Here is a 10,655-nt window from a genome sequence, read left to right on the forward strand (position 1 = left end):
TCTCGGTGCCGGTGGTGGGGGCGTCGTCGCGCAGGAGTGCGGCGGCGGACTCGGCGGTCCGCACGGCCTCCTCGAGGCTGAGGCCGTGGTCCGCGACGACGTTGACGTGACCGACCTTGCGGCCCGGGCGCACGTCCTTGCCGTAGAGGTGGACCTTGGCCTGCGGGTGGGCGGCGAGGGCCGCGACGCTGCCGGCGTGCAGGTCCTCGCGGGCGCCGCCGAGGACGTTCTTCATCACGACGCCGGCCCCGCGGGGGGTCGTCTCGCCCAGCGGCAGGTCGAGCACGGCGCGGACGTGCTGCTCGAACTGGCCGGTGACGGCGCCGTCCATGGACCAGTGGCCGGAGTTGTGGGGGCGCATGGCCAGCTCGTTCACCTGGAAGCCCGGGCCGACCCCCGGCGTCTCGAACAGCTCGACCGCGAGCATGCCGGTGACGTCCAGCTCCTCGGCGAGGCGGACGGCCGCGGCGGTCGCGGCCGCGGCGACGGCCGGGTCGAGGTCCTGGGCCGGGGCGACCACGAGGTCGCACACGCCGGCCACCTGGACCGAGTCGACGACGGGGTAGACGGCCACCTCACCGGAGGGGGTGCGCGCCACCTGCGCGGAGAGCTCACGGGAGAAGGGGACGAGGGCCTCGGCCAGCAGCGGGGCGATGCCGGCGCCGAGCCACGCGGCCAGGGTGCCGTCCGCGGCGGAGGTGCGGGCGTCGTCGGCGTCGTCGAGCTTGAGCACGCCCTTGCCGTCGTAGCCGCCTCGGGCGGTCTTGAGGATCATGGGCCAGCCGTGCTCGTCGCCGAAGGCGAGGACGGCCTCGAGGTCGTCGACCGGCGCCCACGCCGGGTTCGGCAGGCCCAGCCGCTCGACGGCGGCGCGCATGACCAGCTTGTCCTGGGCGTGCTGCAGCGCCTCGGGGCCGGGGCGCACGGCGACGCCGGCCTCCTGCAGGGCCCGCAGGTGCTCGGTGGGCACGTGCTCGTGGTCGAAGGTCACCACGTCCACCGTGGCCGCGAACGCGCGCAGGTCCGCCAGGTCCGCGTGGTCGCCGACCACGTGGGGGGCGACCTGGGCCGCTGACGCGTCCGGGGCCTCCGCGAGCACGCGGAAGGGCACGCCCAGCTCCGCGGCGGCGCCCGCCATCATGCGGGCCAGCTGCCCGCCACCGATCACACCGAGTCGAGGGGAAGTCACCCGCACAGGGTAGTCGGACCGGCTGAGAACTCCGTCACGGAGGGGCGGCCGATGTCGGATCCGAGGGGGTCTCGTGCCGAGGGCGCGGCTACAGTGTTCCCCAGCCCTGCGCGGGTCCGCCCCGCGTCCACACCCCCGTCCCGAACCGAGGAGTCCACGCCCATGCTGTCCGATCTCTGGGGCCGCCTGACCGGGATGGTCTCCCTGCTGTGGCGGGAGGTGGCCAAGTTCGGCACCGTCGGTGCGGCCGCGTTCGTGGTGGACTCGCTCGTCTTCTGGTGGATGATGACCGGTCCGCTCGAGGGGTCCAACGTCAAAGCCAAGATCGTGGGCGGCGTCGTCGCCACCCTGTTCAGCTGGGTGGCCAACCGCTACTGGACGTTCCGGAACAAGCGCTCCTCGAACAAGACGCGCGAGCTCGTGATGTTCCTGATCATGAACGCGATCGGGCTGGGCATCCAGGCCGGCTGCGTGGCGATCGCGCAGTACCTGATGGGCGTGACCGACCCGACCGGCCTGTTCATCGCCGGCAACGTGATCGGCCTGTTCTTCGGCACCGTGTTCCGCTACTTCGCCTACCGGTTCTGGGTGTTCAAGGAGGAGCTGGACGTGGAGCCCGGCTTCGCCAACGACCTCGCGATCATCACCGGCCAGATGCCCGTGCTGCGCGAGGACCAGCTGCCTCCGCACGGCCGGCACCGCACCCCCGACGCCGGGGTCTGAGCGCCCTGGCCTGACCCCGCCGCCCCGTCAGGGGCGCACGGTCACCGCCCGACCCGCGTCCCACGCCTCCAGCGCGGCCCGCACTCCCGCCCACGTCAGGCGGGGGCGCGGGCCGTCGTCGTCCGGGGCGACGTCGACCCCGGCCGGGATCGACGCGGGCCGCACGTGGTCCACGGGGCCGGGCAGGGCATCCGGCTGGGCGCGGATCTCGGCGGCCACGTCCACGACGGCCGGATCGGCGGCCGGACCGTCGAGCTCGGGCTCGAGGCCGCGCGGCAGGGCCACGGCGAAGACGGTCACGGACGGGTCCGGCCACGCCTCGGGCCGGTCCGTGAGGACGGCGGCGGGGGAGTCGCCCTCGAGGGCGGGCTCGGCCTCGGCGCAGAGCACGCCGAGGGCGAGGGCGTGGGAGAGCCAGTGGACGGGCAGGTCCAGGGCGACGGCGTCGCCCGCGCCCACGCCCTCGTCGCGGAGCAGGCCCGCGAACTTGGCGGCCCAGTTCACGGTCACACGGCCCGAGAGCTCGATGCGCTGGTCCACCGCGCCGGGCTCGTCCGGGGCCCCCGGCTCCTGGACGAGCGCGGGCCGCGGGGAGGAGGCGAGGCGGAGCACGAGGGGGCCGGTGGACCGGGGTGCGGAGAGGGAGACCATGGGCCCAGTGTGGCACCCGTTCGGTTTGACTCGGCATGAATCACACCGATGTAATGAACCCGGGCCAACGGTCCCGCCAGGAAGGGCCCGCCGGCTTGCCCGGCACCCGCGCGGACCGCATGGTCACCTGGCCCACAGCCGCCACGTCGATCCCGGGAAGAGGCGTCACACATGGAGCAGACCCAGCGAGTCGAGGACGCGCACCACGCCGATCCCGCGCCGGCACCTCGTCCGCGGAGCGTCCCCAGCGACTGGTTCCTCGACCCCGCCGACCCGCAGGCCGGCGTCGCCGGCGCGAGCCTCGAGGATCAGGCGACCGCCTTCCTCACCGCCCACGACCTCGACGGCGAGACCGGCACCCCGGCCGCCACCGTCACCGCCCTCTTCCCCGGTGACGCGCGTCCGGCCGAGGCCGAGCCCGTCTCCGCCGACTGGGCCGCCATCCCGGGCGTGACCACCGAGCCCGTCGAGGGCGAGCTGGCCTGGCAGGCGGACGCCCTGTGCGCGCAGACGGACCCCGAGGCGTTCTTCCCGGAGAAGGGCGGCTCCACACGGGACGCCAAGCGCGTGTGCGAGGCCTGCACCGTCAAGGACGCGTGCCTGGAGTACGCCATGGCGAACGACGAGCGCTTCGGCATCTGGGGCGGGCTCTCCGAGCGCGAGCGTCGCCGCCTGCGCCGCGCCCGCGCCTGACGCACGGCGCCCGTCCACCGGTGCGGTGCCCGGCGCGGACCGCCCGGTCCGGGCTCAGCCGCGGCCCCAGCTGGGGTCGAGCACCTGCGGGTCCACGCCCAACGCGTCGGCGCAACGGCTCAGCGCCACCCCGTAGACGGCCCCCTCGAGGTCGGCCGGGTCGGCCGCGTCCCGCAGCGGCCGCTCGAACAGGGTGATCAGCACCCCGTCCCGGCCCTGCCGCTCGGCCCGCGCGAACAGCGCCTCCTCATCCCGTTCCCGGCCGGCGTGCAGCTCGCGCAGCCGCTCGTCGAGCCGGTCCGGGATGCGCTCCACCCGCGCGGTCACGTGCCGCAGCCCGGGCGCGTCCAGGGAGCCCAGCCGGTCCACCGCCTTCTCGACGGCGGTCAGCAGCGCCTCGCCCCGGCCCCGCTCCGAGCGCGCACCGAACGGGCGCGGATGCCGCAGCCCTCGGCCACGGCGGTCCCGTCCGCCGCGCCCCGCGGGGGAGGAGACGCCGGCCTCGGCCGGGCCGCCCTCGACACCCGGCTCGGCCCCCGCGGCGTCGCCCGCCCGGAACGGCAGGGGGTCGAGGGGATCGGAGGAGGCGGACGCGGTCATGCGCGCCATGGTAGGCCACCGCCCCGGGCCGTCCGCCGAGTAGGGTGGCGGGCGTGGGACCCATGCGACGCTGCAGCAAGACCGGATGCCAGAGCCCTGCCCTGGCCACGCTGACGTACAACTACGCGGACTCGCAGGTGGTCATCGGGCCCCTGTCGCGCCGGGCGGAGCCGCACACGTACGACCTCTGCGGCGAGCATGCGCGGCGCACCACGGCCCCGCGCGGTTGGGAGGTGCTGCGGCTGGAGCTGCCCGAGCACTACGAGGCCGTCGACGCGGACGGCGGCGTGCGCACGGTCCCCACCCGGCCCATGGTCGTCCCGCCGGCCCGTCCCGGGCTGCGCGTGGTGCGTGACGGGGACTGACGCGGCGCGTCTCGTGCCGTCCGGGGCATCGCTAGGCTGGAGGGCATGACTGAGACCTCCGCAGAGTTCCGCACCCCCGACGTCGACCCGGCCTTCGCCAACCGCACCACCGTGCCCGGCGCCTCGTTCGACTTCACGGTCCGGGACCTGTCCCTGGCCGAGGCGGGCCGCCACCAGATCCGCCTGGCCGAGCACGAGATGCCGGGGCTGATGTCCCTGCGCGAGGAGTACGGGGAGGCCCAGCCGCTGAAGGGCGCCCGCATCGCCGGCTCCCTGCACATGACCGTGCAGACCGCCGTGCTCATCGAGACCCTCATCGCCCTCGGCGCCGAGGTCCGGTGGGCCTCCTGCAACATCTTCTCCACGCAGGATGAGGCCGCCGCCGCCGTCGTCGTGGGCTCGGGCACCCCCGAGGACCCGCAGGGCGTGCCGGTGTTCGCCTGGAAGAACGAGTCCCTCGAGGACTACTGGTGGACCGCCTCGCAGATCCTCACCTGGCCGGGCGCGGACGAGGATCCGGAGCGCGGCCCCAACATGATCCTGGACGACGGCGGCGACGCCACCCTGCTGGTGCACAAGGGCGTCGAGTTCGAGGCCGCGGGCGCCGTGCCCAGCGCCACCGAGGACGACCCCGAGGAGTACCGGATCATCCTCGAGACGCTGCGCCGCTCGCTGGCCCGCGACCCGCAGCACTGGACCCGCACCGCCGGCACCCTGCGCGGCGTCTCCGAGGAGACCACCACGGGCGTGCTGCGCCTCTACCAGCTGGCGCAGGAGGGCCGCCTGCTCTTCCCGGCGATCAACGTGAACGACGCCGTGACCAAGTCCAAGTTCGACAACAAGTACGGCATCCGCCACTCCCTGCCGGACGGCATCATGCGCGCCACGGACGTGCTGATCGGCGGCAAGGTCGCCGTGGTCTGCGGCTACGGCGACGTCGGCAAGGGCGCCGCCGAGGCCCTGCGCGGCCAGGGCGCCCGCGTGATCGTCACGGAGATCGACCCGATCTGCGCGCTGCAGGCCGCGATGGACGGCTACCAGGTGGCCCGCCTCGAGGACGTGGTGGGCGAGGGCGACATCTTCGTCACCACCACCGGCGGCAAGGACATCATCATGGCCGAGCACATGGCCGCCATGAAGGACAAGGCCATCGTGGGCAACGTCGGCCACTTCGACAACGAGATCGACATGGCCGGCCTGGCCCGCATCCCCGGCGTCGTGAAGACGGAGATCAAGCCGCAGGTCCACGAGTGGACCCTGGACGGCGGCACGGACGCCGAGCGCAGCATCATCGTGCTCTCCGAGGGTCGCCTGCTGAACCTCGGCAACGCCACCGGCCACCCCTCGTTCGTGATGAGCGCGTCCTTCACCAACCAGGTGATGGCGCAGATCGAGCTCTTCGGCGGCTCCACAGGCACCGGCGCCCTGACCGGCGACCACTACGAGAAGCGCGTCTACACGCTGCCCAAGGTGCTGGACGAGAAGGTCGCCCGCCTGCACCTGGACGCCCTCGGCGTCGGGCTGACCGAGCTGACCAAGGCCCAGGCCGAGTACCTCGGCGTGGACGTGGCCGGCCCCTACAAGGCCGACCACTACCGCTACTGATCCCCGGCGCCCGCGGGCGGACGGACCCACTCGAGAGAGGCACGAGCATGGCTTCCCATCAGGCCGGCCGCGGGCGCGACGAGCGCGCCGGGGCGGAGGACTTCGATTCCGGGCTGGACTACGGCGCGTTCGTCGAGGACGACGCCGCAGACGACCCGAACCGCACCCAGGCGCTGCCCGCCATGGGCCGGGACGACGACGGCGGCGCCCAGCACACCTCGGCGCTCAGCCCCGAGGACCTCGCCGCGCTGCGCGGCGGGGACGCGGCGGCCGCGGACCGACGCGACGCCGGCCGCCCGGCCCCGGACGCCGACCGCGACATCGTCGCCTCCCGGGCCGTGCCCGAGGGCGACCGGCGGCCGCTGCCCGGCGCCGACGAGCTCGGCCCGCTGAGCGCCGCCGTCGGGGCCCGCCCGGCGGGTTCGAGGACAGCCGCCCCGGTCGACCGCTACCCCGAGGACGGCACCGCCGCCCCCGCGGCGCAGGCGGCGGCCCTGCAGGGCCCCACGCCGGAGGAGCGCGCGCGCCTGCCCAAGGCGGGTCCGCGCCTGGCGCAGGTGCTGCTGGCGGTCCTCGCCCCGCTCGCCCTGCTGCTGGCCGCCGTCCGCCTCGTGGCGAGCCCGGTGTTCCTGTGGCTGGAGTACCACCGGCCCGGGTTCCCCGCGGACCGGTTCGGCTTCACCCTCGCCGACCGCATGCACTACGGCTCCGCCGGGCTGGACTACGTGACCAACCTGGCCGGGCCGCGATACCTCAGCAGCCTCACACACCAGGGCGCGCCCCTGTTCACCGAGGTCGAGGTCGACCACATGACGGACGTGAAGACCGTGCTGTGGATCGCCACCGCGGCGCTCGTGGTGCTCGTGGTGGTGTGCGCCCTGCTCATCGCGTCCCTGCTGCGCACCAGCCCCGGCGGGGTGCGCCGCGGCCTGTTCGCCGGTGCCGTGTGGCTGCCGCTCGCGGTGATCGCGCTCGCGGTCATGGCGGTGCTGGGCTGGGAGACGTTCTTCGCCGGGTTCCACTCGCTGTTCTTCGCGGACGGCACGTGGACGTTCTCCGTGCGGGACGCCCTCATCCGTCTCTACCCTCAGCAGTTCTGGGTGGACGCGGCCGTGGTGGTCGGGCTGGTGACCCTGCTGGCGTCCCTCGTGACGCTCGTGCTCACGTGGCCCACGCGCCGCCGTCGTGAGCTGAGCGCGGACCGCCGCGAGCAGCTGCTGCGCACCCGCCTGCGCTGGGCTCGGGAGGACGACGCCGTGGTGCGCTGACCGCCGCCGGACGACACCGGGAACGGGCCGGGAGGACGAGGCGTCCTCCCGGCCCGTCGTCGTCCGGGGGCGGGGTCAGCGGCGGTAGAGGGCCTCGACGTCCTCGGCGTGGTCCTCGATCACCTGGGCCCGCTTGAGCTTCTGGGACTGGGTGACGTGCCCGGAGTCCTCGGTGAACGGGTGGTCCAGGATGCGGAAGCGGCGGATGGACTCGGCGCGGGAGACGCCCGCGTTGACCTGGTCCACCGCCTCCTGGATCGAGGCCAGCACGGTGGGGTCCGTCGCGGCCTCGGCCGGCGTGAGGCTGAGCTCGCGGTCCAGGGCCCACTGGGTGAAGGCCTCGGTGTCCAGGGTGATGAGGGCGCCCACGAACGGGCGGTTCTCCCCGACCACCACGACGTGCTCGATGAGCCGGTGCTGGCGCAGCGCCTCCTCCATGGGCGTGGGGTACACGTTCTTGCCGCCGGCGGTGATGATCACATCCTTCTTGCGGCCGGTGATCCGCAGGAAGCCGTGCTCGTCCAGCGCACCGATGTCCCCGGTGCGGAAGAAGTCGTCCTCCATCGCCTCCGCCGACGCCTTCGGCATGCCGTGGTAGCCGTCGAACACCACGGGGCCGCGGATGAGGATCTCGCCGTCCTCGGCGATCTTCACCGTCACCCCGGCCACGGGCAGGCCCACGGTGCCCACGCGGTGCGCGCCGGGGATGTTCACGGTGGCCGGCGCGGTGGTCTCCGTGAGGCCGTAGCCCTCCACGATCGGGATGCTGGCGCCGCGGAAGAAGTGCACCAGCTCCGGGGAGAGGGCGGACGCGCCGGACACGCACGAGATCACCTCGCCGCCGAGGGCCTCCCGGATCTTGCGGTAGACCAGCCGGTCGAACAGCGCGCGCCGGGCGCGCAGCAGGGCCGAGGGCCCGGGGCCGTCCCCGAACTCGGCCTCGTCCACGGCCGTGGACCACTCGATGGCGGTGCGCTTGGCCGCCGCGTAGATCCGCCCGGTGCCGCCCTTCTGGGCCTTGGCCTCGATGCCGGCCTCGACCTTCTCGAACACGCGCGGCACGGCCAGCAGCCACGTGGGGTGGAAGGAGGCGAGGTCGCCGAGCAGCGTGGCCGGGGAACCGGAGTGGGCCACCTGGATGCGGGCGTACAGGCAGATGACCTGGACGGCGTGGGCGAGCACGTGGGCCAGCGGGAGGAAGAGCAGGGTGCGCGACGTCGTCGTCTCCGGGGACCACTGGACCACCTCGCGCGCGAAGTGCAGCACGTTGATGGCCGCGCCCACGAAGTTGCCGTGCGTGATCACGGCGCCCTTCGGCCGTCCGGTGGTGCCGGAGGTGTAGACGATCGAGGCGGGGCTGGCGAGGGTCGCCAGCGAGCGGGCGTGCTCGACGGCGTCGTCCGACACGAACGCGCCGGCCTCGGCCAGCTCCGCCAGCCCCGCGTCCGTCAGCGGGAACGTCGCCACGTCCACGCCCGCGTGCCCGGCGGCCTCGGCGACGCGCTCGCCGAGCTCCTCGCTGCCGACGGCGACCACCCGCAGCCCCGAGTCCGTGACGATGTGCTCCACCTGGTGGGCGGAGGAGGTCTCGTAGATCGGCACGGAGACGGCGCCGGCGAACCACACGGCCTGGTCGAGGACGGCCCACGCGTAGGAGGTGGGGGAGAACAGGCCCACCCGGTCCCCGGGCTGGACGCCGTGGGCGATGAGGCCGGCCGCCACGGCGCGCACCTGGGTCAGGAACGCAGTGAAGTGGACGTCCACCCAGCCGCCCGCGCCGTTGCGCTGGGCGTACACGGGGGCGTCCGGCCGATCGGCACAGGAGGCGACGATCAGGTCCGTGATGTTGGAGTCCGCCGGCGGCATGCCGACGAGCTCGGTGGCGGACTCATGGACGGGGCTCTGGTTCTGCACGGTCCGAGCGTATCCATTTTCGGACGTGCGGCGCGCATTCGGGCACACCCGCGCCCGCGACGCGGCCGTCAGATCCAGCTGCTGAACCACATCCGCCAGCGCCACTGGTCGTACGAGATGACGTCGCCGATCCAGACGGGCAGGAAGAACAGGGACACGGCGACGGCGATCGTCACGTACGCCAGCACCAGGGCCGAGCCCCAGCGGGGCCCGGGCCGGCGACCCGGCCGCAGCAGCAGCGAGAGCGCCAGGGCGATCATCATCACGAGGAAGGGCTCATAGGCGATCGTGTAGAAGAAGAACATGGTCCGCTCGGGCCACAGGAACCACACCAGCTGCCCGGCCACGTAGGCGCTGAGCAGGGCGCCGGCCCGCCAGTCCCGGTGGCGCACCAGCAGCCACACGCACACGAGGACGGCGGCCAGGCCCGTCCACCACACGAACGGGTTGGCGATGTCCGTGATGGCCGCCGAGCACGCGCCCGCGGCGTCCGCCGGGCAGATCCCCTCGCCGGGCTCTGCGCCCTCGTAGTAGTAGCTCACGGGCCGGCCCATGAACGGCCAGGTCCACGGGTTGGCGGCGTAGTCGTGGGGGCTGGTGAGGCCCTGGTGGAAGGTCGTGGACTCCACGTGGTAGTGCCACAGGGAGCGCAGCGGGCCGGGGACCAGCCCGGCGAGCAGGCCCTCCGGCGGGTTGTCCCGGTGCCAGTCCCGGTAGTAGCCGCCCTCCGTGACGAACCAGCCGGTCCACGAGGCCAGGTAGGCGACCAGGCCGCCGCCCACCACGGCCACGAACGCGTACAGGCCGTCCTTCTCGACGCCGGCCCACGCCCAGTGCCGCACCCCGGCGGTCCGGCGCGCGGACATGTCCCACAGGACCGTGAGCAGGCCGAAGGCCGCCATGAACGCCAGCCCGGAGAGCTTCACGGCGCAGCCGGCGCCCAGCAGCACGCCTGCGAGCAGTCGCCACGGGCGCCAGCCGAGCCACGGCCCGCTGGCCAGGGCGTCGCGTCCCCGCCGGGCGACGTCGTAGGCCAGCCGCTCCGCGAGCAGCCGCCGCCCGTGGACGCGGTCCGCCAGGAGCGCGGCGAAGGCCGCGAGCACGAAGAACGAGAGGAAGATGTCCAGCAGCCCGATGCGGGACATCACCAGGTGGTGGCCCTCCACGGCCAGCAGCAGCCCGGCGACCGCGCCCAGGGACACCGAGCGCAGCAGGTGCTGCGTGGCGAGGGCGACCAGCAGGACGGACAGCGTGCCGGCCACCGCGGCGCTGAACCGCCAGCCCACCCCGTTGTCCGGACCGAACGCGAGCATGCCCAGGCCGATCAGCCACTTGCCCAGCGGCGGGTGCACCACGTAGGCGGCCCCCTCGAGCGGCTCCGCCTCGCCGCGCGCGAACGCGTCGTTGACGTCCTCGTCCCACCGCCGCTCGTAGCCGGACTCCAGGAGGGAGTAGGCGTCCTTGGGGTAGTAGGTCTCGTCGAAGATCAGCTGGTCCGGGTGGGCCAGATTCGTGAACCGCAGGACGCCGGCGATCGCCGTGACCAGCAGCGGCAGGATCCAGTGCCACCGCGTCAGGGGTGCCGCACTGACCCCGAGGCGGGCGCGCAGGGCGGCGACGCCGAAGGGGCCGTCGTCGACCGCGACG

At 74.0% G+C, this 10,655-nt stretch carries 10 protein-coding genes; 5 read left to right on the forward strand and 5 right to left on the reverse strand.

The genetic code is table 11. From position 1 onward, the window contains the following. The coding region (locus QL983_RS07820) for a 5-(carboxyamino)imidazole ribonucleotide synthase (RefSeq protein ID WP_290152173.1) at positions 1 to 1,189 on the reverse strand (1,189 nt) is incomplete at its 3' end. A 162-nt stretch (positions 1,190 to 1,351) separates the two neighbouring features. Between QL983_RS07820 and QL983_RS07825 the strand changes: the two genes are divergently transcribed. Next, positions 1,352 to 1,912 carry a GtrA family protein gene (locus QL983_RS07825; protein ID WP_144868909.1) on the forward strand — a complete coding sequence of 187 codons (561 nt, stop codon included), beginning with the start codon at positions 1,352 to 1,354 and terminating at the stop codon, positions 1,910 to 1,912. 27 nt (positions 1,913 to 1,939) lie between these two features. Here QL983_RS07825 and QL983_RS07830 read toward each other — a convergent pair whose 3' ends face one another. Then, entirely contained in the window at positions 1,940 to 2,563 is a 624-nt protein-coding gene (locus QL983_RS07830; RefSeq protein WP_144868906.1) for a hypothetical protein, read from the reverse strand. Between the two features lie 171 nt (positions 2,564 to 2,734). Here QL983_RS07830 and QL983_RS07835 point away from each other — a divergent pair, with 171 nt between their 5' ends. Continuing rightward, positions 2,735 to 3,256 (forward strand): WhiB family transcriptional regulator, encoded by a 522-nt coding sequence (locus QL983_RS07835; protein WP_144868903.1) that lies wholly within the window; start codon positions 2,735 to 2,737, stop codon positions 3,254 to 3,256. Positions 3,257 to 3,310: 54 nt separating this feature from the next. Here QL983_RS07835 and QL983_RS07840 read toward each other — a convergent pair whose 3' ends face one another. Further along, on the reverse strand, positions 3,311 to 3,856 hold the full coding sequence (locus tag QL983_RS07840) for a hypothetical protein (protein ID WP_227717921.1): 546 nt from the start codon (positions 3,854 to 3,856) through the stop codon (positions 3,311 to 3,313). A gap of 62 nt (positions 3,857 to 3,918) precedes the next feature. Between QL983_RS07840 and QL983_RS07845 the strand changes: the two genes are divergently transcribed. The 3 genes from QL983_RS07845 to QL983_RS07855 are packed head-to-tail and all read left to right on the forward strand — an operon-like array spanning position 3,919 to position 7,094. After that, positions 3,919 to 4,221 (forward strand): DUF3499 family protein, encoded by a 303-nt coding sequence (locus tag QL983_RS07845; protein ID WP_144868965.1) that lies wholly within the window; start codon positions 3,919 to 3,921, stop codon positions 4,219 to 4,221. Between the two features lie 45 nt (positions 4,222 to 4,266). Continuing rightward, positions 4,267 to 5,826 carry an adenosylhomocysteinase gene (gene ahcY / locus QL983_RS07850; protein ID WP_230297406.1) on the forward strand — a complete coding sequence of 520 codons (1,560 nt, stop codon included), beginning with the start codon at positions 4,267 to 4,269 and terminating at the stop codon, positions 5,824 to 5,826. 47 nt (positions 5,827 to 5,873) lie between these two features. Then, positions 5,874 to 7,094, forward strand: a complete 1,221-nt coding sequence (locus QL983_RS07855; RefSeq protein ID WP_144868900.1) for a TIGR01906 family membrane protein — start codon at positions 5,874 to 5,876, stop codon at positions 7,092 to 7,094. 75 nt (positions 7,095 to 7,169) lie between these two features. Here the strand turns inward: QL983_RS07855 and QL983_RS07860 are convergent, their stop codons facing one another. Continuing rightward, positions 7,170 to 9,008, reverse strand: coding sequence for an AMP-dependent synthetase/ligase (locus QL983_RS07860; protein ID WP_290152180.1), 1,839 nt, complete (start codon positions 9,006 to 9,008; stop codon positions 7,170 to 7,172). Between the two features lie 68 nt (positions 9,009 to 9,076). Then, positions 9,077 to 10,655, reverse strand: a 1,579-nt coding sequence (locus QL983_RS07865; RefSeq protein ID WP_290152182.1) for a phospholipid carrier-dependent glycosyltransferase, incomplete at its 5' end; no start/stop codon positions are given.

Source organism: Micrococcus sp. APC 4021, from assembly GCF_030407635.1.
Taxonomy (GTDB): domain Bacteria; phylum Actinomycetota; class Actinomycetes; order Actinomycetales; family Micrococcaceae; genus Micrococcus; species Micrococcus luteus.

Excerpts from the sequence above, each read along its gene's own strand:
- QL983_RS07825 (WP_144868909.1), top strand. The coding sequence starts at position 1,352 with ATGCTGTCCGATCTCTGGGGCCGCCTGACCGGGATGGTCTCCCTGCTG.
- QL983_RS07830 (WP_144868906.1), bottom strand. The coding sequence starts at position 2,563 with ATGGTCTCCCTCTCCGCACCCCGGTCCACCGGCCCCCTCGTGCTCCGC.
- QL983_RS07835 (WP_144868903.1), top strand. The coding sequence starts at position 2,735 with ATGGAGCAGACCCAGCGAGTCGAGGACGCGCACCACGCCGATCCCGCG.
- QL983_RS07840 (WP_227717921.1), bottom strand. The coding sequence starts at position 3,856 with ATGACCGCGTCCGCCTCCTCCGATCCCCTCGACCCCCTGCCGTTCCGG.
- QL983_RS07845 (WP_144868965.1), top strand. The coding sequence starts at position 3,919 with ATGCGACGCTGCAGCAAGACCGGATGCCAGAGCCCTGCCCTGGCCACG.
- ahcY (WP_230297406.1), top strand. The coding sequence starts at position 4,267 with ATGACTGAGACCTCCGCAGAGTTCCGCACCCCCGACGTCGACCCGGCC.
- QL983_RS07855 (WP_144868900.1), top strand. The coding sequence starts at position 5,874 with ATGGCTTCCCATCAGGCCGGCCGCGGGCGCGACGAGCGCGCCGGGGCG.